This window comes from Sinomonas cyclohexanicum (assembly GCF_020886775.1).
Classification (GTDB): Bacteria; Actinomycetota; Actinomycetes; order Actinomycetales; family Micrococcaceae; genus Sinomonas; species Sinomonas cyclohexanicum.
In genome coordinates, this window is the sequence record NZ_AP024525.1 from 3,110,563 (window position 1) to 3,134,426 (window position 23,864).

Below are 23,864 nucleotides of genomic sequence, written 5' to 3' on the forward strand. Positions count from 1 at the left end.
CGAGCGGCGCCGTCGTGCGTGGTTCCGACTTCTTTCAACCGGCGCTACGCGGGGATCGGCACCGGGGTCACGCCGAGGGGCCCGAGCTCGGACGCGCCGCCGTCGGGCGCGGTGAGGACCCAGATGCCGCCCGGGTGGCGGGCCACGGAGTGCTCCCACTGCGAGGCACGGGAACCGTCCGTCGTCACGACGGTCCACTCGTCGTCGAGCGTCTTCGTGTCGATCGACCCGCGCACGAGCATCGGCTCGATCGCGAGGGCCATCCCCGGCTTGATCTTCGCGCCGCGGTGCCCGGTCCGGTAGTTGAGCACATCCGGCGCCATGTGCATGGCCGAGCCGATGCCGTGGCCCACATAGTCCTCGAGGATCCCGAGCGGCGCGCCGTCCTGCGCGGAGACGAAGTCATCGATCGCGTCGCCGATGTCCCCCACGAAGGAGCCCTTCGCGAACGCCGCGATGCCCCGCCACATGGCCTGCCTCGTGATCTCCGAGAGGCGCACGTCTTCAGGGTCCCCCTCCCCCACGATCACGGTCCGTGCCGAGTCGGCGTTCCAGCCGCGCACCACGCAGCCGCCGTCGATCGAGAGGATGTCCCCCTCCGCAAGCTTCCGCGGCCCGGGGATCCCGTGGACCACCTCGTCGTTGACGGAGACGCAGATGTGCTTCGGGTAGCCGTAGTAGCCGAGGAAGTTGTACTGGGCGCCCGCGGCGTCGACCACCTCGGCGAACGCGGCGTCGATCTCATCCGTCGTCACGCCCGGCGCGACAGCGGCCACGGCGGCGTCGAGCGCCTCGCTCAGCAGCACGCCGGCCTGGGCCATGATCCGCAGCTGCCCGTTGTTCTTGTACTCGATCTTCCGCTGGCTGGCCACAGCCATCCCTTCCTCGTTCCGATCCCTCCGGGATCCAGTAGTGACAAAGCGCCGCCCGGAGGTTGCCCACCGGACGGCGCCACGCGTCGAAAGTGCCTGAGAAGCCCCTACGAGGCCGACTTGACCGACTCGATGGCCGCCAGCACACGGTCGGTGACCTCATCGATGGCGCCGATGCCATCGACCTTGGTCAGCGTGCCGCGGTCCGCGTACTGGGACACGACGGCCTCCGTCTGCGTGTGGTACAGGTCGAGGCGGTGACGGATCACGTCCTCCGTGTCGTCGCTGCGGCCCGTCTCCTGGGCACGGTTGAGCAGGCGAGCAACCAGCTCGTCGTCGTCCGCAGTCAGCTGCAGCACCACGTCGAGCTGCTGGCCCTTCTCCGCCAGGACGACGTCGAGGTACTCCACCTGCGCGACCGTGCGCGGGTAGCCGTCGAGGAGGAAGCCGTTCGCGGCGTCGTCCTCGGCGAGGCGCTCACGCACCATCTTGTTCGTGACCTCGTCCGGCACGAAGTCGCCGGCGTCCATGTACTTCTTGGCCTCGACCCCGAGCGGAGTCTGCTCCTTGACGTTGTAGCGGAAGATGTCGCCAGTGGAGATCGCGACGATACCGAGCCGGTCCGAGATTCGTTCCGCCTGGGTGCCCTTGCCGGAACCGGGAGGGCCAATAAGGAGCATTCTCGTCATCGCAGTAGTCCTTCGTAGTGTCGCTGTTGGAGCTGCGCATCGATCTGCTTGACCGTCTCCAGGCCCACGCCCACCACGATCAGGATCGACGTGCCACCGAACGGGAAGTTCTGGTTCGCGTTGACGAGCACGAGCGCGATGAGGGGGATGAGAGCCACAATGCCGAGATACAGGGAGCCCGGCAGGGTGATGCGCGAAAGTACGTACTGCAGATAGTCCGCAGTGGGCTTGCCGGCACGGATGCCGGGAATGAACCCGCCGTACTTCTTCATGTTGTCGGAGACCTCTTCAGGGTTGAAGGTGATCGCCACATAGAAGTAGGTGAAGAAGATGATCAGCAGGAAGTACGCGATCATGTAGATCGGATGGTCCCCGCGGGTGAAGTTGTTGTTGATCCACTCGACCCAGCCGGCCGGAGCCGAACCGTCATGGGGTGTGTTGAACTGCGCCACGAGCGCCGGCAGGTACAGCATCGACGAGGCGAAGATGACCGGGATGACACCCGCCATGTTCACCTTGATCGGAATGTACGTGCTCGTGCCGCCCACCGTGCGGCGGCCGATCATGCGCTTCGCGTACTGCACCGGCACGCGCCGCTGCGACTGTTCCACGAAGATCACCAGCGCCATGGTGACGAGGCCGATCACGAGCACGATGAAGAACGTGCCCGGGCCCTTCGACGTCCAGATCGCGCCGAGAGAGGACGGGAACTGGGCGGCGATCGAAGTGAAGATCAGCAGCGACATGCCGTTGCCGATGCCCTTCTCGGTCACGAGCTCGCCGAGCCACATGATCAGGCCGGTGCCCGCCGTGAGTGTGATGACCACGAGGATCGTCGTGATGATCGACGTGTCCGGGATGATCGGCAGCTGGCAGTTCGGGAACAGCTGCCCCGACCGGACCAGCGAGACGAGCGTGGTCGCGTTCAGCAGGCCGAGCGCGATCGTGAGGTAGCGGGTGTACTGCGTGAGCTTGGTCTGCCCCGACTGGCCCTCGTCATACAGCTCCTGGAACCGCGGAATGACCACGCGGAGCAGCTGCACGATGATGCTGGCCGTGATGTACGGCATGATGCCCAGCGCGAAGATCGACACCTGGAGCAGCGCGCCGCCCGAGAACAGGTTCAGCATCTGGTAGATGCCGGTCTGCTGGCCCTGCACCTCCGGTGAGAGGCACACCTTCACGTTGTGGTAGTTCACGCCGGGGCTGGGGATGAACGCACCCAGCCGGAAGATGGCGATGATGAACAGCGTGAACAGCAGCTTGCGCCGCAGGTCGGGCGTCCGGAATGCCCGGCCAATCGCAGAAAGCACGCTTCTCCTCCCCCGTGTCGAGGAATGTCGAGTCGTCGCTCCGAGACACGGGTCAGTGCTTCGGAGATGAGGTCCAGCTCTTGAGTCTAGCGCAAACAGGGGTGCGCTCTGACGCGAAGGGCCCCGGCCGGCGTCGTGCGCCCGCTCCCCCCGCACGCTTGGCGCGCCTTAACGCGAGGGGCCCCGGCCGCCGTCGTGCATGATGCACGACGGCGGCCGGGGCCTGACGCTTGGATCGCGGCGAGGTGCCCGCTCCCGTCCTTAGAGGACGGTCGTGGAACCACCAGCGGCGGCGATCTTCTCCGACGCGGACGCCGAGAAGGCGTGCGCGGTGACATCGACCTTGACCGTGATGTCGCCGGAGCCGAGGACCTTGACCGGCTCGTTCTTGCGAACGGCGCCCTTGGCCACGAGATCCTCAACCGACACCGCGCCGCCCTCGGGGAACAGCTCAGAGATGCGGTCCAGGTTCACAACCTGGAACTCGACCCGGAACGGGTTCTTGAAGCCGCGCAGCTTCGGCAGACGCATGTGCAGCGGAAGCTGCCCGCCCGCGAAGCCGGCCTTGACCTGGTAGCGGGCCTTCGTGCCCTTGGTGCCACGGCCGGCGGTCTTGCCCTTGGAGCCCTCACCACGACCAACACGGGTCTTGGCGGTCTTGGCGCCAGCGGCGGGACGCAGGTGGTGGACCTTGAGAGCCGTCGACTTCTCGGCGGCCTCTGCCTTGGCGGGAGTGTTGTTCTCTGCCATTACTTCGCCTCCTCAACCTTCACGAGGTGCGGAACCGTGTTGACCATGCCGACCGTCACGGCGTCGGCCTTGCGGGTGACCGTGTGGCCGATCCGCTTGAGGCCGAGCGAGCGGAGCGTCTCACGCTGGTTCTGCTTGGCGCCGATGACGCCCTTGATCTGAGTGATCTCCAACGTGGCGTCGGAGGGAGCCAGGTTCTTCGCCATGACTCATGCACCTGCCTTCGTGTTCTGGAGGTTCCGCACGAGGGCGGCCGGGGCCACCTCGTCCAGAGGCAGGCCACGGCGGGCGGCCACAGCCTGCGGCTCCTCGAGGTTCTTCAGCGCCTGCACCGTCGCGTGGACGATGTTGATGGCGTTGGAGGACCCGAGGGACTTGGACAGGACGTCGTGGATGCCGACGCACTCGAGGACGGCGCGCACCGGACCGCCGGCGATCACACCGGTACCGGGGGCGGCCGGGCGGAGCAGGACCACACCAGCGGCGGCCTCACCCTGCACGAGGTGCGGGACGGTCGTGCCAACGCGCGGCACGCGGAAGAAGGACTTCTTGGCCTCCTCCACCCCCTTGGCGATGGCCGCGGGGACCTCCTTGGCCTTGCCGTAGCCGACGCCGACCATGCCGTTGCCGTCACCCACCACCACGAGGGCGGTGAAGCTGAAGCGACGGCCGCCCTTGACGACCTTGGCAACGCGGTTGATGGTCACGACGCGCTCGATGAACTGGTTCTTCTCGGCGTCACGGTCGCGGTTGTCGCGGCCGCCACGGCCGCCGCGATCGCCACGGCCCTGGCCGCGGCCCTCGCCACGACGGCCGCCGCGGCGGTCCTCGGTGGCGGGAGCGGCCTCAGCAGCCTCGGCTGCGTTCTGCTCGGTCACGTTAACCTTCTCGTTGTTCTCGGCGGTCACAGTGCCAGACCCCCTTCACGGGCGCCGTCCGCGATCGCGGCCACGCGGCCGTGGTACTTGTTGCCACCACGGTCGAACACGACGGCCTCGATGCCCGCGGCCTTGGCACGCTCGGCGATGAGCTCGCCCACGCGCCTGGCCTTGGCGGTCTTGTCGCCCTCGAAGGAGCGCAGGTCGGCCTCGAGGGTCGACGCGGAGACCAGCGTGATGCCCTTGGCGTCGTCGACGACCTGGACGAACACGTGACGCGAGGAGCGGTTCACCACGAGACGGGGACGCTCGGCAGAGCCGACGACCTTCTTGCGGAGGCGGAAGTGACGGCGAGCCCGAGCCTGCTGCTTGGACTTGGCGACGCGCTTCTTGTTGATGCCCAGAGCCATGGTTACTTACCAGCCTTTCCGACCTTGCGGCGGACAACCTCGCCGGCGTACCGGATGCCCTTGCCCTTGTACGGGTCGGGCTTGCGCAGCTTGCGGATGTTGGCAGCCACCTCGCCCACCTGCTGCTTGTTGATGCCGGCGACCGAGAACTTCGTGGGGTTCTCGACTGCGAACGTGATGCCCTCGGGGGCCTCGACGTTCACCGGGTGGGAGAAGCCGAGCGCGAACTCGAGGTTCGAGCCCTTGGCCTGCACGCGGTAACCGGTGCCGACGATCTCGAGCTTCTTCTCGTAGCCATTGGTCACGCCCTCGATCATGTTCGAGATGAGGGTGCGGGTCAGGCCGTGCAGCGAACGCGAGAGGCGCTCGTCGTTGGGGCGCGTCACCGAGATGGTGGCGTCGTCGAGGGAGACCTCGATGGGGCTGGCCACGGTGTGGGTCAGCTCGCCCTTGGAGCCCTTCACGGTCACCACGGAGCCGTCGATCTTGACCTCGACGCCGGCCGGGACGGTGATGGGGAGACGTCCAATGCGGGACATATCTTCTTCCTTCCTTCCCTTACCAGACGTACGCGAGGACTTCGCCGCCCACGCCCTTCTTGGCGGCCTGACGGTCGGTCAGGAGCCCAGAAGAGGTCGACAGGATGGCGATGCCGAGGCCGCCCAGCACGTGCGGGAGGTTCGTGGACTTCGCGTACACGCGGAGGCCCGGCTTGGAGATGCGGCGGACACCGGCGATCGAACGCTCGCGGTTCGGGCCGAACTTGAGGTCCAGGGTCAGCTTCTTGCCGACCTCGGCGTCCTCTTCCTTGTAGCCGGCGATGTAGCCCTCGGCCTTCAGGATGTCAGCAACCCGGACCTTGAGCTTCGACGACGGCATAGTCACCGTGTCGTGGTAGGCCGAGTTGGCGTTGCGCAGACGGGTAAGCATGTCTGCGACGGGATCAGTCATAGTCATTGTGGGCTCATGCCCTTCCTCGTGCCGGTTTCCGTCGCGGCCCTGGCTCAGCGCCGGGACCGTGCGGACCTGTCACGTAGTGATTCAGTCTTCGTTCTTGAACGGGAAGCCGAGGTGCTTCAGGAGCGCACGGCCCTCGTCGTCGGTCTTCGCGGTCGTGACAACCGTGATGTCCATGCCGCGGAGGCGATCGATCTTGTCCTGGTCGATCTCGTGGAACATCACCTGCTCGGTCAGGCCGAACGTGTAGTTGCCGTTGCCGTCGAACTGCTTGCCCGAGAGGCCGCGGAAGTCGCGGATACGGGGCAGCGCGAGCGTGACGAGGCGGTCCACGAACTCCCACATGCGGTCGCCGCGAAGCGTCGCGAAGGCGCCGATCGGCATGCCCTCACGGAGCTTGAACTGGGCGATCGACTTGCGGGCCTTCGTGACCTGCGGCTTCTGGCCCGTGATGAGGGTCAGGTCGCGCACAGCGCCCTCGATGATCTTGGAGTCCTTGGCGGCGTCGCCGACGCCCATGTTGACGACAACCTTGACCAGGCGCGGGACCTGGTTGACGTTCTCGTACTTGAACTCATCCTGGAGGGCAGACTTGATGGTCTCGGCGTACTTCGTCTTGAGACGAGGAACGACCTTCACGGGAGTCTCGACAGTCTCAGTCATCAGATGTCCTTCCCGGTGGCCTTGGAGAAGCGGACGCGCACGGTCTTCTTCACGCCGTCCTTCTCCACGGTCTCCACACGGAAGCCGACCTTGGTGGGCTTCTTGGTCTCGGGGTCCACGAGGGCCACGTTCGAGATGTGGATCGGAGCCTCGACCTGCTCGATGCCGCCGGTCTTGGTGCCGCGCTGCGACTGGCCGACCTTGGTGTGCTTGGTCACGCGGTTGATGCCCTCGACGAGGACACGGTTCTCAGCGACGAACACCTTCAGGACCTTGCCCTGCTTGCCCCTGTCGCCACCCTTGTCCTGCTTGGTGCCGGTGATGACCTGGACGAGGTCGCCCTTCTTGATCTTTGCGCCCATGAGTCAGAGCACCTCCGGAGCCAGCGAGACGATCTTCATGAACTTCTTGTCGCGCAGCTCGCGGCCCACCGGGCCGAAGATGCGCGTGCCACGGGGATCGCCGTCGTTCTTGAGGATGACGGCCGCGTTCTCATCGAACTTGATGTAGGAGCCGTCCGCGCGGCGGCGCTCCTTCTTGGTGCGGACGACGACGGCCTTGACCACGTCGCCCTTCTTGACGTTTCCGCCAGGGATCGCGTCCTTGACGGTGGCGACGATGACGTCGCCGATACCTGCGTAGCGGCGGCCGGATCCACCGAGAACGCGGATGGTGAGGATTTCCTTCGCACCCGTGTTGTCGGCGACCTTGAGCCGCGACTCCTGCTGAATCACTTCTACTCCTTACGTCTCGCCGGTTCTCGCGCTGCGGATCCTGCTGCAGGCGAGCCTTGCGGAACGGTTGATGGGGCGTCTCTCGACCCGCCTGGATGTGGCCAGAACGGGCCTGAATCACCGTGCCGCACGCATCTGTCCCCTTCCTGCCCGAGGACAGCGCCGGGGCGCTCCCCTTCGGCAGAAGGGCATTATGCGGTGGCACGATGGTTCACGAGGTTTGTCACGGCATGGCGAAGCCAGCCGTACAAGCTCAATATCGTACCACGGCCGGCATGTCCACCCCGAATCCCTTCGCGCCACGCTCGGGCGGCCCGGCCGGCACACGCACGACGCCGCCGGGCTGGCCCTCACGAGGCGCGCACCCGCCGTCGTCCGCCCCACGCCGCGCAAAAGCCGCCTTCTCGCCATGTAGCGCTCCCGTCGCCGGCTCACCGGCGAAGAGCCGCCTTCTCGCCGCTGCGCCAGGTCCGCAAGTCCGGGTGCCAGAGTGCGCACGCACCGCGACCGCTAGATCGCAATGGCAGCACTCAGCTTCGGGCGAAGGCCGCCTTCAATAAGCCGAGCCCTCAGAAGAGCGGGGCGTTCGAGTTCGGCCCACGTCCACCGCAGCACGGGCCGACCGGATGCGAGGAGCCGATTCTCCCTCCGCTTCTCGCGCCGGATCACGGCCATCGCGTCTTCCCCCGGATGCAGCGCGGCATTGAAGTACTTCCCCCAGCCATCGAACTCGCCCACGCGCTCGAGGTTGAGCTCCTGCGCCACCTCGAGACCGGGCGGCCATGTGAAGTCGGTCCGCCCGATGAATCCGGCTGCATCGGAGTGCTCCACTTGAAGCAACGGCTCCTGAAACCCGAACAGCAGCATGATCGCCCTGCTCACCGACTCCCCCGGCGACTCGGCTCCGACTCGTGCCAGCCTCGCGGTGGTCTCGACCCGCCGCCGATGAGTGGCGTACTGGAGGTTGTTGATGGCTGAGGTAATCGGTGCCCTATCGAGTAACGGAACGCTCGGCTTCCGCCGCAGCAGTCCGTCCGCCACGGTGAGCGCCCGCGCGAACTTGCCGTGGATCAGGGTCTCCACCAGGGCCACCTCAGGTGCGACCGTGAGGTGTCCATCGGTGTCCACCGGATCGATCGAGGCGTGAAAGTGCCGTCGTACCGGCACGGAAGGAACCGACCGCGCTCGACGTGCCATGTCCGTCGAGCCGCGAACGTCGAAGGGCGAGGATGAAGCGCCCAGCCTGGACCGCGACGTCGTCGCCACATCGATTGTGGTCGGCGCCTTGACCACCGGGATTCCGTCGAGGAAGAGTGCCGTCTCGCCGCAGAAGACGGCTCCCGGGTTCGCCCACGCAAACGCTTCGAGTGTCAGGCGGAAACGAGCCACGTCGTCCAGCGCGACCCATTGCTCTGTCGGGTAGTAGCTACCGCGTCGAATCCGGACAAGGTCTCCGGCCGCAAAGGGGCGGCGCGGGTCGTAGTCGCGCGACAGCGCACCGGAGATCGGGTCAACGGGATGTGCTCGAGGATCGCCCATGCCACCATCCTCCGGACATCGAGGACCATCGTGCACCCTGCGGGCCCTCCATGTGGATACCCGGGATGATCGCCCGGAGGCGCTGCTCTCCGCCCAGGTGCCAGCCGACGCGGTGCCGGCCGCCCCCAGCGCCAGCCTCCCCAGTGCCGACCGCAGATCGCGGCGAAAACGCGGCTTCTCGCCCTCGAGCCGACGAAAAGCAGGCTACCCGGCGAAAAGGCGGCTTCTCGCCCCGGACCCCCGCACCGTCCGGGAACGGCGGAAGGCCCGCCCCCATCAAAGGGGACGGGCCTTCCGGCACGAAGCGGGAACCGCGAGGGCAGCGAGTATTTACTTCGCCTTCTCGAGGATCTCGACGAGGCGCCACCGCTTGGTGGCGGACAGCGGACGGGTCTCCGCGATGAGAACCAGGTCGCCGATGCCGGCGGTGTTGTTCTCGTCGTGGGCCTTGCGCTTCTCGGTGCGGCGGATGACCTTGCCGTACAGCGAGTGCTTCACGCGGTCCTCGACCTCGACCACGATCGTCTTGTCCATCTTGTCGGACACGACGTAACCGCGGGCGGTCTTGCGGTATCCGCGCTGCTGGGCAGCGTTCTCCGTCACGTTCTTCTCTTCGCTCACTTGGCGTCCTCCTCGGCGGCCTCAGCCTGGTCAGCCTCAGCCGACTCAGCCTTGGCAGCCTTCTTAGCCGCCTTCTTCGAATCCTTCGTCTCGACGACCACGGGGGCAACGTCGGCACGGATGCCGAGCTCGCGCTCGCGCAGGATCGTGTAGATGCGGGCGATGTCCTTCTTGACCGCGCGGAGGCGGCCGTGGTTCTCGAGCTGGCCGGTGGCCGACTGGAAGCGCAGGTTGAACAGCTCTTCCTTGGCCTTCTTGAGCTCCTCGAAGAGGCGCTCGTTGTCCAGCTGGTCGAGCTTCTCAGCCGTCATGTCCTTCGAACCGACTGCCATTCTCATTCACCACCTTCGCGGCGCACGATGCGCGCCTTCAACGGGAGCTTGTGGATGGCGAGGCGGAGGGCCTCGCGGGCCACCTCGTCAGAGACACCGGAGAGCTCGAAGAGCACGCGGCCGGGCTTGACGTTGGCGATCCACCACTCCGGCGAACCCTTACCGGAACCCATGCGGGTCTCGGCAGGCTTCTTGGTCAGCGGACGGTCCGGGTAGATGTTGATCCACACCTTGCCGCCACGCTTGATGTGACGAGTCATGGCGATACGAGCGGACTCGATCTGACGGTTGGTCACGTAGGCAGGCGTGAGGGCCTGGATGCCGTACTCGCCGAAGGTGACCTTGGTGCCACCGGTCGCAGCGCCGGAACGACCCGGGTGGTGCTGCTTGCGGTGCTTCACACGACGCGGGATAAGCATTTAAGCCTCTCCTCCTTCTGCTGCCGGGGCAGCGGTCTCAGCGGCCGGGGCAGCAGCCTCGGCCGGAGCCTGCTGCTGGCGGTCGCCAGACGGACGACGGCGGCGCTCGCCACCGGGGCGACCCGGACGGTCGCCACGGTCGCCACGGCCGCGGGACGGAGCGGCAGCGGCCTGGGCCGCGAGCTCCTTGGAGGTCACATCGCCCTTGTAGATCCAGACCTTCACGCCGATGCGGCCGAAGGTGGTCTTGGCCTCGTAGAAGCCGTAGTCGATGTTCGCGCGGAGCGTGTGCAGCGGCACACGGCCCTCGCGGTAGAACTCCGAACGGGACATCTCGGCGCCGCCGAGGCGACCCGAGCAGGCGATGCGGATGCCCTTGGCGCCGGCGCGCTGCGCCGACTGCATGGCCTTCTTCATGGCACGGCGGAACGCGACGCGGCTCGAGAGCTGCTCCGCGACGCCCTGGGCGACGAGCTGGGCCTCGACCTCGGGGTTCTTGACCTCGAGGATGTTTAGCTGGACCTGCTTGCCGGTGAGCTTCTCGAGCTCGCCGCGGATGCGATCGGCCTCGGCGCCGCGGCGGCCGATGACGATGCCCGGGCGGGCCGTGTGGATGTCCACGCGGACGCGGTCACGGGTGCGCTCGATCTCGACCTTGGCGATGCCTGCGCGCTCCATGCCGTTGGTCATGAGCTGGCGGATCTTGACGTCCTCGCGGACGAAGTCCTTGTAGCGCTGACCGGGCTTGTTGCTGTCGGCAAACCAGTGCGAGACGTGGTCGGTGGTGATGCCGAGGCGGAACCCGTGCGGGTTGACCTTCTGTCCCATTTAGCGGGCCTCCTCCTTCTCGGGCGTCGCGACGACCACGGTGATGTGGCTGGTGCGCTTCTTGATGCGGTAGGCGCGGCCCTGGGCGCGCGGCTGGAACCGCTTCATGGTCGGACCCTCGTCGACGAACGCCTCAGAGATGTAGAGGTCGCTCTCGTCGAACGCGACACCGTCGCGGTCGGCGAGGACACGGGCGTTGGCCACCGCCGAGGCGAGGACCTTGTACACCGGCTCCGAAGCCGCCTGCTGGGCGAACTTCAGGATCGCCAGAGCCTCATTCGCCTGCTTGCCACGAACAAGGTTGACGACGCGCCGGGCCTTCATCGGCGTTACGCGGATGTGGCGCGCAATTGCCTTGGCTTCCATTGCTTTCCTTCTCTTTCTCAGAGCTCAGCGCTGCTGCTGCCTTGCGGCAGTGATCAGCGGCGCTTGCCCTTCTTGTCGTCCTTCACGTGGCCGCGGAAAGTCCGCGTCGGGGCGAATTCGCCGAGCTTGTGCCCGACCATCGACTCGGTGACGAAGACCGGGATGTGCTTGCGCCCGTCGTGCACGGCGATCGTGTGCCCGAGCATGTCGGGGACGATCATCGAGCGGCGGGACCAGGTCTTGATGACGTTCTTGGTGCCCTTGTCGTTTTCCCTGGCGACCTTCACAAAGAGGTGCTGGTCAACGAAAGGACCCTTCTTCAGGCTGCGTGGCATGTCTCCAGGCTCCTATCGCTTGTTCTTGCCAGTACGACGACGACGGACGATGAGCTTGTCGCTCGCCTTGTTCGGGCGGCGGGTGCGGCCCTCGGGCTTGCCGTTGGGGTTGACGGGGTGACGTCCACCGGACGTCTTGCCCTCACCACCACCGTGCGGGTGGTCGACCGGGTTCATGGCGACACCACGGACGGTCGGGCGGACGCCCTTCCAGCGCATGCGGCCGGCCTTGCCCCAGTTGATGTTCGACTGCTCGGCGTTGCCGACCTCGCCGACCGTCGCGCGGCAGCGGACGTCGACATTGCGGACCTCGCCAGACGGGAGGCGGAGCTGGGCGTACTTGCCCTCCTTCGCCACGAGCTGGATCGAGGCACCGGCCGACCGCGCCATCTTCGCGCCGCCACCGGGGCGGAGCTCGACGGCGTGGATGACCGTACCGACGGGGATGTTGCGCAGCGGCAGGTTGTTGCCGGGCTTGATGTCGGCGTCCGGACCGGACTCGACGATGTCGCCCTGGGACAGCTTGTTCGGCGCGATGATGTAGCGCTTGGTGCCGTCCACGAAGTGGAGCAGCGCGATGCGCGCGGTGCGGTTCGGGTCGTACTCGATGTGCGCGACCTTGGCGTCGACGCCGTCCTTGTCGTGGCGACGGAAGTCGATCAGACGGTACTGGCGCTTGTGGCCACCGCCCTTGTGGCGCGTGGTGATCTTGCCGGAGTTGTTGCGGCCGCCCTTCTTGGGGAGCGGACGAACAAGGGACTTCTCCGGCGTCGAGCGCGTGATCTCTGCGAAGTCGGCCACGCTCGAGCCGCGACGGCCCGGGGTGGTCGGCTTGTAGTTACGGATTGCCATTTACCTGTTCCTCGTTAAAGTGGTCTCCGCTCAGGCGAGCGGACCGCCGAAGATGTCGATCGTGCTGCCGTCCTTGAGAGTGACGATGGCACGCTTGGTGCTCTTGCGCTCTCCCCAGCCGAACTTGGTGCGCTTGCGCTTGCCCGGGCGGTTGAGCGTGTTGATCGAGTCGACCTTGACCGAGAAGATGCGCTCGATCGCGATCTTGATCTCGGTCTTGTTCGAGCGGGGGTCCACCAGGAAGGTGTACTTGCCCTCGTCGATCAGGCCGTAGCTCTTCTCGGAGACGACCGGCGCGAGGATGATGTCGCGCGGATCCTTGTAGCTGGATGCGTTCACTTGGAAGCCTCCTCGTTCACTGTGCCCTGTGCCTGGGACTTGGAAGCCACGAACGCGTCGAACGCCGCCTTCGTGAAGACCACGTCGTCGGAGACCAGAACGTCGTACGTGTTGAGCTGGTCGGCGTAGATCGCGTGCACCTCGGGGAGGTTGCGGAGCGACAGGGCCCCGGCCTCGTCCGCGCGGTCGATCACGACGAGCAGGTTCTTGCGGTCGGAGACCGCACGCAGCGCGGCGATCGCACCCTTCGTGCTCGGCTTCTCGCCGGCCACGAGGGACTCGAGGACGTGGATGCGGCCGTTGCGGGCACGATCCGACAGGGCGCCACGGAGGGCGGCGGCCTTCATCTTCTTGGGGGTGCGCTGGCTGTAGTCGCGCGGCACCGGGCCGTGCACGACGCCCACCGGTCATGTGCGGAGCGCGGATCGAACCCTGGCGGGCGCGGCCCGTGCCCTTCTGCTTGAACGGCTTGCGGCCGGCGCCGGACACCTCGCCGCGGTTCTTCACCTTGTGCGTGCCCTGGCGTGCAGCGGCCAGCTGGGCGACGACGACCTGGTGCAGCAGCGGGACGTTCGTCTGGACGTCGAAGATCTCGGCGGGGAGATCGACCTTGACAGTGTTAGCCATGAGTTCAGGCTCCCTTCACGGCGGTGCGGACGAGGACGACCGAGCCGCGGGCACCCGGGAGGGCGCCCTTGATGAGGAGCAGCGAGTTCTCGGCATCCACCGCGTGGACGGTGAGGTTGAGGGTCGTCTGGCGCACGTTGCCCATGCGGCCGGCCATGCGGAGGCCCTTGAAGACGCGGCCCGGGGTGGCGCAGGCACCGATGGAACCGGGCTTGCGGTGGTTCTTGTGCGCACCGTGGGAGGCACCGACGCCGGAGAAGCCGTGACGCTTCATGACACCGGCGAAGCCCTTGCCCTTGGTGGTGCCGACGATGTCGATCTTCTGGCCGGCCTCGAAGGTCTCCACGGAGAGCTCCTGGCCCAGCTCATAGGCATCGGCGTCAGCGGTACGGACCTCGACAAGGTGGCGGCGGGGGGTCACGCCGGCCTTCTCGAAGTGGCCGGTGAGCGGCTTGTTGACCTTGCGCGGGTCAATCTGGCCGTAGCCGATCTGGACCGCGGTGTAGCCATCGGTCTCGGCGTTGCGCAGCTGGGTGACGACGTTGGAGTCGGCCTTAACGACAGTGACGGGGATGAGCTTGTTGTTCTCGTCCCAGACCTGGGTCATGCCGAGCTTCGTGCCCAGCAGGCCCTTCACATTGCGGGTAGCGGTCATAGTTCTCTCAGCACCTCCCTCTTAGAGCTTGATTTCGATGTTGACGTCTGCCGGCAGGTCGAGACGCATGAGCGAGTCGACGGCCTTGGGCGTCGGGTCGATGATGTCGATCAGCCGCTTGTGCGTGCGCATCTCGAAATGCTCGCGGCTGTCCTTGTACTTGTGCGGAGAGCGGATGACGCAGTACACGTTCTTCTCCGTGGGCAGCGGGACGGGTCCCACCACCGTTGCGCCTGCGCGCGTGACCGTCTCAACGATCTTCCGAGCCGAAGTGTCGATGACCTCGTGGTCGTACGACTTCAGCCGGATGCGGATCTTCTGTCCCGCCATATCGCCTGATCTCGCTTTCGTCTGTCTAACACTGCACTGTTTTTTGTCACTATTTTGTTGGCTGTGGCTGCCGAGGCATTCAAGGTCGAGACCACCACAGGCCGCGCTGCCTGAATCCGGGACTCCCGGGTTCCTCAGACAGCCGGCCCTCTCCGACCCCCGCGGTCGGGCGTGTCGCGCCGCTGGCGCACACGATCCCCTAGCCTTGTTCGCGAAGGTGGGTCATATTTGGTCTCCAACTTGGACCCTGCACCCGGCATTATCCGGGTCGGGACACGAAGGAGCGCTTGAACAACCCTTCAAGTGTGCCAGAGATCTGGCCGTGACGCCAATCGGGCGACTGCCGCCCGCAGATCACTCGCCGCGGTTGGAGCGGCGGATCCGGCGGTAGCGCTCGATCTCGTTCTTGAAGTTCTTCCGGATCCAGAAGTAGCCCGCCACGACGATGGTGATGAGCACGATCACGATGAGCCAGTTCACGGGCGAAACTCCTTCCCTCCGGACGTCCGAGCGGGCCCCGGCCGGTCCTGCCGCGGCCCCGCCCCTACCCTAGCAGGGTGCTCTTGGGCCGGCGCGCGAGCCACCAGACGGCGGCCGCGATGATCGCGAGGCCGAGGACGGCCAGGAGCGCGTAGACGTAGGCCCGGACCGACCACAGCACGCAGGCCACCACCCCGGCCGCACCCCAAACCGTGAAGCGCCGCTCGTTCAGCACGACCCCCGCGAGCGTGAGCACCGCAAACGCCACGAGCAGCCAGACCTGTTGGGCATTGTCTCCCGAGAAGAGGGTCCACAGCCCCGTGAGGCTGAGGAGCCCTGCCGAGCCCTCGAGCCACGCCCTGCCGAACACGGCGGACCGCCGGACGTAGTAGCGCAGGAGTGCTACGACCGCAGCCAGCACCACGTACCACTGCGCGAGCCAGAATGCGCTCACCTCGATAGCGTCTGCGAAGATGGCACGCTGCAGGGAGCCAGCGACAACGACGGCCCCGACCTCGACGCCGAGCCGCCGGAACCGGCGGGGCAGCTCCGCGGCCACTGCGGCGACGAGTGCGGCGGCGAGGTAGGGCAGGACGACGGCTGCGGGCGGCTCCCAGCACGCTACCGCCGAGGCCGCGAGGCCAGCGGCGGCAGCCCCGAGGAGCGGCCAACGGCGCGCCGGTGCGGCCTCGAGCCTGGCCACCGCTTCGACGCGCTTGCCCCACGTCCCGGGCCAGCGGGCAGACCACCGGAGGGCGAGACCCACCGAGGCCGGCACGAGCGTTCCCGCCATGAACTGCACGGGGGTCTGCCACAGGCGGGGCAGGCCGTCCACGAGGTCGCGGGCAATGTCGACACCGGCAGGCAGGGCCAGCAGGACACCCATCGGGAACGTGATCGCCACGGTGATCGCGGCACGCCAGACGTAGCCAGCGGCGAGAAGGACGGCTGCGCAGGACGCGAGGGCCGCACCCAGGACCCACGAGCACTCCGGAACCGCCGCCACAACGGACGACGCCGCGAAGGCCCCCGCACCGGCCGTCCATGCCCAGCGCCACAGGCCCGCGCTCCGACGTTCAGGCGATTCCCACAGTGCCATGCCCGCAACGTGGGCCGCCGCGATCGCGACGAGCAGGAGCGCGACAGCCTGGCCCCCGATCAGCGGGGCCGCGAGGAACTGCCCCAAGTGGAACCGGAAGAACGGGCCGAGCGCCACCACTCCGAGCAGGAGTCCCGCGACGCCGACGTACCCCGCCGCGGGACGCCCCTTGAGCGTCGCCAGGACGCTCACGACGACGAGGATCGCCTCGAGCACGACGACCCACCGGCCGCCCTCGGGGCCCTGCCGGGCAAAGGCGAGGTACCCGAGCGGCAGCGCTAGCTGGCCCGCGAGCCCGGTCCAGTACGCGACGTCCTGGAACGGGAGGTCCGAGGCAGTGCGCGTGAGGAGACGGCGCACCGGGTGCTGGGCCACCAAGGACACGGCGAGCACTACGCTCACCCACGTGTCCGACGCCGTCGCGTCCTGCGCCACGAGCACAGCGAGCGCCACCGGCAGCGCTCTCGCGGCGACGAGGTGGGCGCCCTTGGAGGCAGTCTGGGGGGCCAGGAACACCATGGAGGCCGAGTACACCGCGAACAGGCCCGCGAGGATCTCAAGCACCCGCAGGTCGCGCGACGCGGTGAACGCCATCAGGACCAGGGCGGCCGGGGCGACGGCCACCGAGCCCGGCCACGGCCGCAACACCACGCCGACGAGGGCAGCCGCGGCGGCGAAGGCGACCACGAGGATGGCCCCCAGCGGCTGGAGCCGGTCCGTCGGCCCGGCGACGTAGCTGATCTCGGCTCCCGCCGCAAAGGTGAACGGCATAGCGATGGCCAGGACAGCGGCGGCGTCCCCGAAGCTCCACGGCAGGGGCCGTCCCCTGCGTCCACTCAGCAACTCGACCGCGAGCGGCACCACGATCTGGGCCAGGACCACGGCCGCGAACACGTGCGCGCCCGACACGGGCTGGCCGAGGACGACGGGACGCCAGCCGTCCTCCAGGAGTTCGCGGAACAGCCCCATCGCCAAGGCCGTGGCAGCGGCCCGCGCGAGCCAGATGTACACCCACCTGCGGAGGCGGACCGGCGAGAGCCATGCGGAGCCGCCCAGGACGGCAATCACGAGAACCAGCACGGCATTGGACAGCGCGCCCTCCCCGAACCACAGGGACTCGAGGGCAAGGAGCGCGAGCAGCACGTTCGGCGCGACCTCACCTACGGAGGACACGGGACCAAAGCCGTCCGGCCGGGCAAGGAACAGCCCGGCCCAGAGCGCCCCGGCCCCAGCACACAGGATGAAGACTGCCGGGCCGAACAGTGGCGAGACGAAGCCACCCGGGCGCGCAGACGAGGGGTCAGCGAGCCCCACGACGGCGACGGCGAGGACGCCCACCGCCACGAGGGTCCATGCCATCGCCGCCCGCGCGAACTCCGCGTGACGCAGGGCACCGAGGCCGCCCGTCACCGCCAGCGCGACGCCGCGACGCGACGGCGAGCCCGAGCGCAACGGCGCCGCCCGGGCTCCCGGCCCCGTCGACGGCGGCAGCGCCGCCGACACAACCGCCGGAACCACCAGAAGGGACGCGGCTCGCGCTGCCGCGACGAAGTGGGGCCTCCGCCACGTCCAGCGAGGCCCGTCCTCCGCCGGTGAGGGCGGCCAGACCGCCCGGGCCGCGAAGTAGAGCAGCCCCTCGACGGCGAGGAACGCCAGCGGCCATCGTTCCAGGTCGATGAACGGAAGCACCGCGAACGCGAGGACGGGGAGCCAATTCGTGTGGGCGCCCCAGCGCCACGCCGTGAACTGCGCCGTGAGGACGAAGGCCGCGACCGCGAGGAACAGTGACCCCTGCGCTGCGGGCACGGAGGCCACCGAGGCGGCGGCCACGAGCACCGCCTGCACGAACACGGCGGTGCCCTGCTCCGCGAGGGCGACACGGCGCGACATGCCGAGCTCGTCCTCCCGGCGCCGGCCGAGGACGGCCGAGGCGAGAGTCCCGACCGCCACGGCAAGCACACCCGCAAGGGTCCACGCGGAGCGCTGAGTAGGGCCGAGGGACGGAAGGCCGGCGTCCACCGCCTGCGCCGCGGCGACTGCACTGGCGAGCACCGCCGTCGTGCGTGCGCCCCACCATGAGAGCCTGCGTGCCAGCGCGGGGCCGGGGAGGAACGAGGACCCGACGAGGTAGAGGCTCATGGCCGCGACGAGGGCGGGATACTGCCAGCGGTCCAGGGCGCCCGCCGTGAGCGTCGCGGCCACAAAGGTCGCAGGGACGACGAATGGATGGAGCCGTGCGACGGGCCTCAGGAAGAGCGGCGGAACCCATCGCGGTTGGAGCGCGGCGATCACGGTGAGCACCGAGGCAACCCCGATGAGCGCGGCGTAGTCGGCCGCGAGGGCACCACTGAGCACTTCCGTGCCGGACCACGCCGCGGAGAAAACGAAGGTCAGGCTCAGGAAGACGAGGACCCGGCTCTCGATGCGCAGTGCGGCGAAGCCGAACGCGACGAGCCCGACCAGGCTCGTGATGAGCCAGGAAAGGTCCGGACGGTGCAGGACCACGATGTCGAGGCCGAGGCCCGCGACGGGCAGCAGCGCCAGGCCTGTCCCCGCGAAGGCCACGGCCGCCGGGCGCAGCCTCGGGAACCTCGCATGGACCACGAGGCCAGCCGCGTAGAACAGTGCGGTGACACCGACGAGGCCCGTGAGGCGCACGCCGTCGTCCACGCTGCCGTTCGTGAGGAACAGTGCGGCCGCCGCGACGATCAGGAGCGCGGCAAGGTAGAGCGAGATGTTGGCGCTCTGGATCCCGCGCCTCTCCTTTCGGCGAGCGGCCTCCCGCGCGAGCTCCTCCCGCGACTTCGGCGGCGTCTGCACGCGCATAGGGACGGCCGGTGCCGCCGCTTGTGCTGCCACGGCGCGTGGTGGCGCCAGGATCGGCGCGGGGGCGGCCGCCGGGATCCGCCGTGGCGCTGCCACCGGTGAGACCACCGGCGCGCCCGCCGAACGCATGGCCTCGTCCCACCCGATGCGGTGCCCCGCGAGGAATCCCGCGCGGTGCCCCTCGAGATAGCCCTCATGGTGGCCGGCCGCATAACCCGCGTCGTACCCGCCGCCCTGTCCCGCTGACATCGTGTCCACGACCCGCCTCCGCCGTGTGGGCCGACCCGGCCCCCCCGATTACTCCATTGACTGGAGTTATCCTAGCTGGCCCGCGTCCGCCCCCGATAGAGCACAAAGAACCCCGCTGCACAGTGTGCAGCGGGGTCCTTGTCAGATCCGGCCCCGATCCGAGGACCCGGGCCAGCAGCTCCGGAAGGAGACTACTTGATGATCTTGGTCACGCGGCCCGAGCCAACGGTGCGGCCACCCTCACGGATAGCGAAGCCGAGGCCCTCCTCCATGGCGATGGGCTGGATGAGCTGAACAGTCATCTCAGTGTTGTCGCCGGGCATGACCATCTCGGTGCCCTCGGGGAGGGTGATGACGCCGGTCACGTCCGTGGTACGGAAGTAGAACTGCGGGCGGTAGTTCGAGTAGAACGGGTTGTGACGGCCGCCCTCGTCCTTGGAGAGGATGTAGACGTTCGCCTCGAAGTCGGTGTGCGGGGTGATGGAACCCGGCTTCACGACGACCTGGCCACGCTCGACGTCCTCGCGCTTGATGCCGCGGAGCAGGAGGCCACAGTTCTCGCCGGCCCACGCCTCGTCGAGCTGCTTGTGGAACATCTCGATACCAGTGACCGTGGTCTTCTGGATCGGGCGGATGCCGACGATCTCGACCTCGGAGTTCAGGGCGAGGGTACCGCGCTCGGCGCGGCCGGTGACGACGGTGCCACGACCGGTGATCGTGAAGACGTCCTCGATCGGCATGAGGAACGGCTTGTCGCGGTCACGGACCGGGTCCGGAACGTTCTCGTCGACGGCCTCCATGAGCTCCTCGACCGACTTGACCCACTTGGGATCGCCCTCGAGAGCCTTGAGGCCCGAGACGCGGATCACCGGGGCGTTGTCGCCGTCGAAGCCCTGCGAGGAGAGGAGCTCGCGCACCTCCATCTCGACGAGGTCAAGGAGCTCCTCGTCGTCGACCATGTCGGCCTTGTTCAGAGCCACGAGCAGGTAGGGGACACCAACCTGGCGGGCGAGCAGAACGTGCTCGCGGGTCTGGGCCATCGGGCCGTCAGTCGCGGCAACCACGAGGATGGCGCCGTCCATCTGCGCCGCACCCGTGATCATGTTCTTGATGTAGTCAGCGTGGCCCGGAGCGTCGACGTGAGCGTAGTGGCGCTTCTCCGTCTGGTACTCGATGTGAGAGATGTTGATGGTGATGCCGCGCTGGCGCTCCTCCGGAGCGGAGTCGATCTGCGCGAAGTCACGCTGCTCGTTGAGATCCGGGTACTTGTCAGCAAGCACCTTCGAGATGGCAGCAGTCAGCGTCGTCTTGCCGTGGTCAACGTGGCCGATGGTGCCGATGTTGACGTGCGGCTTGGTCCGCTCGAACTTTGCCTTCGCCACTTGTTCCTCCTAGAACTGATTCAGAAGACTGCTCCCAGCCGCGACTGTCGCAGCTGAAACTCTCGCAAGTCTACTGTTGGCTGTGTTTTTTCGTGAAATCACGCGGGAGGTGGCCCCCGCGCGGATGGCGACCCGCCGCCGTCGTGCGCTCCCCGCCCGAGAGAGGGGCACCCACAGCGGCGGCGAGCCGCACTCCAGAACTACTCGCCGCGCGACTTCTGGATGATCTCGTCGGCGACGGCCTTCGGGACCTCGGAGTAGCTGTCGAACTGCATCGAGTAGACAGCGCGGCCCTGGGTCTTCGAGCGAAGGTCGCCGATGTAGCCGAACATCTCGGACAGCGGCACGAGGGCACGCACAACCTTGACGCCGACAGCGTCCTCCATGGCCTGGATCTGGCCACGGCGGGAGTTGAGGTCGCCGATCACGTCGCCCATGTACTCCTCGGGCGTGCGGACCTCGACGGCCATGAGCGGCTCGAGGAGCACAGGGTTGGCGCGGCGAGCGCCCTCCTTGAACACCTGCGAACCGGCGATCTTGAACGCCATCTCCGAGGAGTCGACGTCGTGGTAGGCACCATCGACGAGGGTCGCCTTCACGCCCACCATCGGGTAGCCGGCCAGGATGCCGAACTGCATGGCGTCCTGGATGCCGTGGTCCACGCTCGGGATGTACTCGCGCGGCACGCGGCCGCCGGTGACGCCGTTCACGAACTCGTAGAACGTGCCCTCGGTGGTCTCGAGCGGCTCGAAAGTGACCTGCACCTTCGCGAACTGGCCGGAACCGCCAGTCTGCTTCTTGTGCGTGTAGTCGACCTTCTCGACCTTCTTCTTGATGGTCTCGCGGTAGGCGACCTGCGGCTTGCCCACGTTGGCCTCGACCTTGAACTCGCGGCGCATGCGGTCCACGAGGATGTCGAGGTGAAGCTCGCCCATGCCGCCGATCTCGGTCTGGCCGGTCTCCTCGTTGAGGGAGACGGTGAACGTCGGATCCTCAGCGGAGAGCTTCTGGATGGCGGTGGAGAGCTTCTCCTGGTCGCCCTTGGTCTTCGGCTCGATGGCCACGAAGATCACGGGATCCGGGAAGGTCATCGACTCGAGCACGATCGGGTTGTTGATGTCGCAGAGCGTATCGCCGGTCGTGGTGTCCTTGAGGCCGATCACCGCGTAGATGTGGCCGGCGTGGACCTCATCGACCGGGTTCTCCTTGTTGGCGTGCATCTGGAAGAGCTTCCCGATGCGCTCCTTCTTGCCCTTCGTCGAGTTCAGGACCTGGATGCCCGAGGTCGCCTTGCCCGAGTAGACGCGAATGAAGTTGAGCTGGCCGAAGAACGGGTGCGCCGCAATCTTGAACGCGAGAGCCGAGAACGGCTCGTCCTCGCTCGGCTTGCGGGACAGCTCGATCGTCTCGTCCTTGGGGTCGTGGCCGATCATGGCCGGGACATCCAGCGGGGACGGGAGGAAGTCGATGACCGCATCCAGCATCGGCTGCACGCCACGGTTCTTGAACGCGGAGCCACAGAAGACCGGGTAGATCTCGGAGTTCACCGTGAGCTTGCGGATGCCCGCCTTGAGCTCATCGATCGTGAGCTCTTCGCCCTCGAGGTACTTCTCCATGAGTTCCTCGGACGCCTCGGCGACCGTCTCGACGAGGTCGTGGCGGTACTGCTCGGCCTTCTCCTGAAGGTCGGCCGGGATGTCCTGGGTCTCGTAGGAGGCGCCCATGGTCACGTCGCCCTTGGCGTCGCCGGGCCACACGAGGGCCTTCATGGTGAGCAGGTCGACGACGCCGACGAACTCGCTCTCGGCACCGATCGGCAGCTGCATGACGAGCGGCTTGGCGCCGAGGCGCTTGACGATCGTGTCCACGGTGAAGTAGAAGTCCGCGCCGAGCTTGTCCATCTTGTTGACGAAGCAGATGCGCGGGACGTTGTACTTGTCCGCCTGGCGCCAGACGGTCTCGGACTGCGGCTCCACGCCCTCCTTGCCGTCGAAGACGGCGACGGCGCCGTCGAGCACGCGCAGGGAGCGCTCGACCTCGACCGTGAAGTCCACGTGACCGGGGGTGTCGATGATGTTGATCTGGTTCTGGTTCCAGAAGCAGGTCACGGCCGCGGACGTGATGGTGATGCCGCGCTCCTTCTCCTGCTCCATCCAGTCGGTCGTCGAAGCGCCGTCGTGCGTCTCGCCGATCTTGTGGCTCACACCCGTGTAGAACAGGATGCGCTCCGTGGTAGTGGTCTTGCCGGCATCGATGTGCGCCATGATGCCGATGTTTCGGACCTTGCTGAGGTCGGTAAGCACGTCGAGTGCCACGGTGTCTCCCTGTTTGTCCCTAATTGGCTGCGCATTCGCCGCCGGCCCTCGTGGGGCCGGCGGCGAACCCTGGTTCTACCAGCGGTAGTGTGCGAAGGCCTTGTTCGACTCGGCCATCTTGTGGGTGTCCTCGCGGCGCTTGACCGCGGCACCGAGGCCGTTCGAAGCGTCGAGGATCTCGTTCTGGAGACGCTCGGTCATCGTCTTCTCGCGGCGGGCCTTCGAGTAGCCCACGAGCCAGCGGAGGGCCAGCGCGGTGGCGCGGCCCGGCTTGACCTCGACCGGAACCTGGTAGGTGGCGCCGCCGACGCGGCGCGAGCGGACCTCAAGGGTCGGGCGGACGTTGTCCATGGCCTTCTTGAGGGCGGCAACCGGGTCGCCGCCCGTCTTCTGGCGGGCACCCTCGAGAGCGCCGTAGACGATGCGCTCGGCCGTGGACTTCTTGCCGTCCACGAGAACCTTGTTGATGAGCTGCGTCACGAGCGGCGAACCGTAGACCGGGTCGACGACGAGAGGACGCTTCGGGGCAGGGCCCTTACGAGGCATTACTTCTTCTCCTTCTTGGCGCCGTAGCGGCTGCGGGCCTGCTGGCGGTTCTTGACACCCTGGGTGTCGAGAGCGCCACGGACGATCTTGTAGCGGACACCCGGAAGGTCCTTCACACGACCGCCGCGGACGAGCACGATCGAGTGCTCCTGGAGGTTGTGGCCGACGCCCGGGATGTAGGCCGTGACCTCGACGCCGCCGTTGAGGCGGACACGCGCGACCTTGCGGAGGGCGGAGTTCGGCTTCTTCGGGGTCGTGGTGTACACACGGGTGCACACGCCGCGACGCATGGGGCTGCCCTTGAGGGCAGGAGCCTTGGTCTTGGAGACCTTCGGCGTGCGGCCCTTGCGGACCAGCTGCTGAATAGTAGGCACTTTCGCTCCGTCTTTGTACTTGCGTACTTCGTTTGGAATTCCGCCCACGTGACCCCTGCAACGGGGATCGGTAGACGCTGTCGG

Annotated in this window: 29 protein-coding genes and 1 pseudogene; all 30 read right to left on the bottom strand. The window is 67.3% G+C overall.

Annotated elements, in window-relative coordinates; all coding sequences use genetic code 11:
* Window positions 1–44: 44 nt before the first annotated feature.
* The 30 genes and pseudogenes from map to rpsL all read right to left on the bottom strand — a co-directional run bounded on the left by map (window position 45) and on the right by rpsL (window position 23,780).
* On the bottom strand, window positions 45–878 hold the full coding sequence (map, locus tag SCMU_RS14770) for a type I methionyl aminopeptidase (protein ID WP_229229879.1): 834 nt from the start codon (window positions 876–878) through the stop codon (window positions 45–47).
* Window positions 879–979: 101 nt separating this feature from the next.
* Entirely contained in the window at window positions 980–1,552 is a 573-nt protein-coding gene (locus SCMU_RS14775; protein ID WP_443020331.1) for an adenylate kinase, read from the bottom strand.
* Between the two features lie 5 nt (window positions 1,553–1,557).
* A complete protein-coding gene (gene secY / locus SCMU_RS14780; protein ID WP_229229881.1) occupies window positions 1,558–2,874 on the bottom strand; it encodes a preprotein translocase subunit SecY in 1,317 nt (438 codons plus the stop codon).
* Window positions 2,875–3,135: 261 nt separating this feature from the next.
* Window positions 3,136–3,624 carry a 50S ribosomal protein L15 gene (gene rplO, locus SCMU_RS14785; RefSeq protein WP_229229882.1) on the bottom strand — a complete coding sequence of 163 codons (489 nt, stop codon included), beginning with the start codon at window positions 3,622–3,624 and terminating at the stop codon, window positions 3,136–3,138.
* Window positions 3,624–3,830 (bottom strand): 50S ribosomal protein L30, encoded by a 207-nt coding sequence (gene rpmD / locus SCMU_RS14790; RefSeq protein ID WP_229229883.1) that lies wholly within the window; start codon window positions 3,828–3,830, stop codon window positions 3,624–3,626. The genes rplO and rpmD overlap by 1 nt, the downstream gene beginning before the upstream one ends.
* Before the next feature lie 3 nt (window positions 3,831–3,833).
* Window positions 3,834–4,502, bottom strand: a complete 669-nt coding sequence (rpsE, locus tag SCMU_RS14795) for a 30S ribosomal protein S5 (RefSeq protein WP_229229884.1) — start codon at window positions 4,500–4,502, stop codon at window positions 3,834–3,836.
* A gap of 26 nt (window positions 4,503–4,528) precedes the next feature.
* Window positions 4,529–4,912, bottom strand: coding sequence for a 50S ribosomal protein L18 (gene rplR / locus SCMU_RS14800; RefSeq protein ID WP_229229885.1), 384 nt, complete (start codon window positions 4,910–4,912; stop codon window positions 4,529–4,531).
* A gap of 2 nt (window positions 4,913–4,914) precedes the next feature.
* Window positions 4,915–5,451: a 50S ribosomal protein L6 gene (gene rplF / locus SCMU_RS14805; protein WP_229229886.1), complete on the bottom strand. Its 537-nt coding sequence runs from the start codon at window positions 5,449–5,451 to the stop codon at window positions 4,915–4,917.
* A gap of 19 nt (window positions 5,452–5,470) precedes the next feature.
* Complete coding sequence (rpsH, locus tag SCMU_RS14810) at window positions 5,471–5,869, bottom strand: 30S ribosomal protein S8 (protein WP_229229887.1); 399 nt, start codon at window positions 5,867–5,869, stop codon at window positions 5,471–5,473.
* An 84-nt stretch (window positions 5,870–5,953) separates the two neighbouring features.
* A complete protein-coding gene (gene rplE / locus SCMU_RS14815) occupies window positions 5,954–6,532 on the bottom strand; it encodes a 50S ribosomal protein L5 (protein WP_229229888.1) in 579 nt (192 codons plus the stop codon).
* A complete protein-coding gene (rplX, locus tag SCMU_RS14820) occupies window positions 6,532–6,894 on the bottom strand; it encodes a 50S ribosomal protein L24 (protein WP_229229889.1) in 363 nt (120 codons plus the stop codon). The genes rplE and rplX overlap by 1 nt, the downstream gene beginning before the upstream one ends.
* Before the next feature lie 3 nt (window positions 6,895–6,897).
* Complete coding sequence (rplN, locus tag SCMU_RS14825; RefSeq protein WP_043119386.1) at window positions 6,898–7,266, bottom strand: 50S ribosomal protein L14; 369 nt, start codon at window positions 7,264–7,266, stop codon at window positions 6,898–6,900.
* A 510-nt stretch (window positions 7,267–7,776) separates the two neighbouring features.
* On the bottom strand, window positions 7,777–8,805 hold the full coding sequence (locus SCMU_RS14830) for a hypothetical protein (protein ID WP_229229890.1): 1,029 nt from the start codon (window positions 8,803–8,805) through the stop codon (window positions 7,777–7,779).
* 330 nt (window positions 8,806–9,135) lie between these two features.
* On the bottom strand, window positions 9,136–9,426 hold the full coding sequence (gene rpsQ / locus SCMU_RS14835) for a 30S ribosomal protein S17 (RefSeq protein WP_274602873.1): 291 nt from the start codon (window positions 9,424–9,426) through the stop codon (window positions 9,136–9,138).
* A complete protein-coding gene (rpmC, locus tag SCMU_RS21190; RefSeq protein ID WP_443020154.1) occupies window positions 9,423–9,758 on the bottom strand; it encodes a 50S ribosomal protein L29 in 336 nt (111 codons plus the stop codon). The genes rpsQ and rpmC overlap by 4 nt, the downstream gene beginning before the upstream one ends.
* A gap of 2 nt (window positions 9,759–9,760) precedes the next feature.
* The gene (gene rplP, locus SCMU_RS14845) at window positions 9,761–10,177 is read right to left on the bottom strand and encodes a 50S ribosomal protein L16 (protein ID WP_189693031.1); all 417 of its coding nucleotides are present in this window, start codon (window positions 10,175–10,177) and stop codon (window positions 9,761–9,763) included.
* On the bottom strand, window positions 10,178–11,005 hold the full coding sequence (rpsC, locus tag SCMU_RS14850) for a 30S ribosomal protein S3 (RefSeq protein ID WP_229229891.1): 828 nt from the start codon (window positions 11,003–11,005) through the stop codon (window positions 10,178–10,180).
* Window positions 11,006–11,371, bottom strand: coding sequence for a 50S ribosomal protein L22 (gene rplV / locus SCMU_RS14855; protein WP_229229892.1), 366 nt, complete (start codon window positions 11,369–11,371; stop codon window positions 11,006–11,008).
* A gap of 53 nt (window positions 11,372–11,424) precedes the next feature.
* The gene (gene rpsS / locus SCMU_RS14860) at window positions 11,425–11,706 is read right to left on the bottom strand and encodes a 30S ribosomal protein S19 (protein ID WP_229229893.1); all 282 of its coding nucleotides are present in this window, start codon (window positions 11,704–11,706) and stop codon (window positions 11,425–11,427) included.
* A gap of 12 nt (window positions 11,707–11,718) precedes the next feature.
* Complete coding sequence (gene rplB / locus SCMU_RS14865) at window positions 11,719–12,558, bottom strand: 50S ribosomal protein L2 (protein WP_208709953.1); 840 nt, start codon at window positions 12,556–12,558, stop codon at window positions 11,719–11,721.
* 30 nt (window positions 12,559–12,588) lie between these two features.
* The gene (gene rplW / locus SCMU_RS14870) at window positions 12,589–12,897 is read right to left on the bottom strand and encodes a 50S ribosomal protein L23 (protein ID WP_229229894.1); all 309 of its coding nucleotides are present in this window, start codon (window positions 12,895–12,897) and stop codon (window positions 12,589–12,591) included.
* A 110-nt stretch (window positions 12,898–13,007) separates the two neighbouring features.
* Window positions 13,008–13,524 (bottom strand): annotated as a pseudogene (rplD, locus tag SCMU_RS14875) (50S ribosomal protein L4); the annotation flags it as partial.
* 4 nt (window positions 13,525–13,528) lie between these two features.
* The gene (gene rplC / locus SCMU_RS14880) at window positions 13,529–14,179 is read right to left on the bottom strand and encodes a 50S ribosomal protein L3 (protein WP_229229895.1); all 651 of its coding nucleotides are present in this window, start codon (window positions 14,177–14,179) and stop codon (window positions 13,529–13,531) included.
* A 21-nt stretch (window positions 14,180–14,200) separates the two neighbouring features.
* Window positions 14,201–14,509, bottom strand: a complete 309-nt coding sequence (rpsJ, locus tag SCMU_RS14885; protein ID WP_043119398.1) for a 30S ribosomal protein S10 — start codon at window positions 14,507–14,509, stop codon at window positions 14,201–14,203.
* Between the two features lie 354 nt (window positions 14,510–14,863).
* Entirely contained in the window at window positions 14,864–14,989 is a 126-nt protein-coding gene (locus tag SCMU_RS20795) for a hypothetical protein (RefSeq protein ID WP_274602874.1), read from the bottom strand.
* Window positions 14,990–15,053: 64 nt separating this feature from the next.
* Window positions 15,054–19,172, bottom strand: a complete 4,119-nt coding sequence (locus SCMU_RS14890) for a hypothetical protein (RefSeq protein ID WP_229229896.1) — start codon at window positions 19,170–19,172, stop codon at window positions 15,054–15,056.
* A 182-nt stretch (window positions 19,173–19,354) separates the two neighbouring features.
* The gene (gene tuf / locus SCMU_RS14895) at window positions 19,355–20,545 is read right to left on the bottom strand and encodes an elongation factor Tu (RefSeq protein WP_229229897.1); all 1,191 of its coding nucleotides are present in this window, start codon (window positions 20,543–20,545) and stop codon (window positions 19,355–19,357) included.
* Between the two features lie 200 nt (window positions 20,546–20,745).
* Entirely contained in the window at window positions 20,746–22,860 is a 2,115-nt protein-coding gene (gene fusA, locus SCMU_RS14900; RefSeq protein WP_229229898.1) for an elongation factor G, read from the bottom strand.
* Between the two features lie 75 nt (window positions 22,861–22,935).
* The gene (rpsG, locus tag SCMU_RS14905) at window positions 22,936–23,406 is read right to left on the bottom strand and encodes a 30S ribosomal protein S7 (protein ID WP_077490634.1); all 471 of its coding nucleotides are present in this window, start codon (window positions 23,404–23,406) and stop codon (window positions 22,936–22,938) included.
* Window positions 23,406–23,780: a 30S ribosomal protein S12 gene (gene rpsL / locus SCMU_RS14910; protein WP_043119407.1), complete on the bottom strand. Its 375-nt coding sequence runs from the start codon at window positions 23,778–23,780 to the stop codon at window positions 23,406–23,408. The genes rpsG and rpsL overlap by 1 nt, the downstream gene beginning before the upstream one ends.
* Between the last annotated feature and the right edge of the window lie 84 nt (window positions 23,781–23,864).

Coding starts and splice junctions, on each gene's coding strand:
- map (WP_229229879.1), bottom strand. CDS start 878: ATGGCTGTGGCCAGCCAGCGGAAGATCGAGTACAAGAACAACGGGCAG.
- SCMU_RS14775 (WP_443020331.1), bottom strand. CDS start 1,552: ATGCTCCTTATTGGCCCTCCCGGTTCCGGCAAGGGCACCCAGGCGGAA.
- rplO (WP_229229882.1), bottom strand. CDS start 3,624: ATGGCAGAGAACAACACTCCCGCCAAGGCAGAGGCCGCCGAGAAGTCG.
- rpmD (WP_229229883.1), bottom strand. CDS start 3,830: ATGGCGAAGAACCTGGCTCCCTCCGACGCCACGTTGGAGATCACTCAG.
- rplR (WP_229229885.1), bottom strand. CDS start 4,912: ATGGCTCTGGGCATCAACAAGAAGCGCGTCGCCAAGTCCAAGCAGCAG.
- rplF (WP_229229886.1), bottom strand. CDS start 5,451: ATGTCCCGCATTGGACGTCTCCCCATCACCGTCCCGGCCGGCGTCGAG.
- rpsH (WP_229229887.1), bottom strand. CDS start 5,869: ATGACTATGACTGATCCCGTCGCAGACATGCTTACCCGTCTGCGCAAC.
- rplE (WP_229229888.1), bottom strand. CDS start 6,532: ATGACTGAGACTGTCGAGACTCCCGTGAAGGTCGTTCCTCGTCTCAAG.
- rplX (WP_229229889.1), bottom strand. CDS start 6,894: ATGGGCGCAAAGATCAAGAAGGGCGACCTCGTCCAGGTCATCACCGGC.
- SCMU_RS14830 (WP_229229890.1), bottom strand. CDS start 8,805: ATGGGCGATCCTCGAGCACATCCCGTTGACCCGATCTCCGGTGCGCTG.
- rpmC (WP_443020154.1), bottom strand. CDS start 9,758: ATGGCAGTCGGTTCGAAGGACATGACGGCTGAGAAGCTCGACCAGCTG.
- rplP (WP_189693031.1), bottom strand. CDS start 10,177: ATGCTTATCCCGCGTCGTGTGAAGCACCGCAAGCAGCACCACCCGGGT.
- rpsC (WP_229229891.1), bottom strand. CDS start 11,005: ATGGGACAGAAGGTCAACCCGCACGGGTTCCGCCTCGGCATCACCACC.
- rplV (WP_229229892.1), bottom strand. CDS start 11,371: ATGGAAGCCAAGGCAATTGCGCGCCACATCCGCGTAACGCCGATGAAG.
- rpsS (WP_229229893.1), bottom strand. CDS start 11,706: ATGCCACGCAGCCTGAAGAAGGGTCCTTTCGTTGACCAGCACCTCTTT.
- rplB (WP_208709953.1), bottom strand. CDS start 12,558: ATGGCAATCCGTAACTACAAGCCGACCACCCCGGGCCGTCGCGGCTCG.
- rplC (WP_229229895.1), bottom strand. CDS start 14,179: ATGACCGCTACCCGCAATGTGAAGGGCCTGCTGGGCACGAAGCTCGGC.
- rpsJ (WP_043119398.1), bottom strand. CDS start 14,509: ATGGCGGGACAGAAGATCCGCATCCGGCTGAAGTCGTACGACCACGAG.
- rpsG (WP_077490634.1), bottom strand. CDS start 23,406: ATGCCTCGTAAGGGCCCTGCCCCGAAGCGTCCTCTCGTCGTCGACCCG.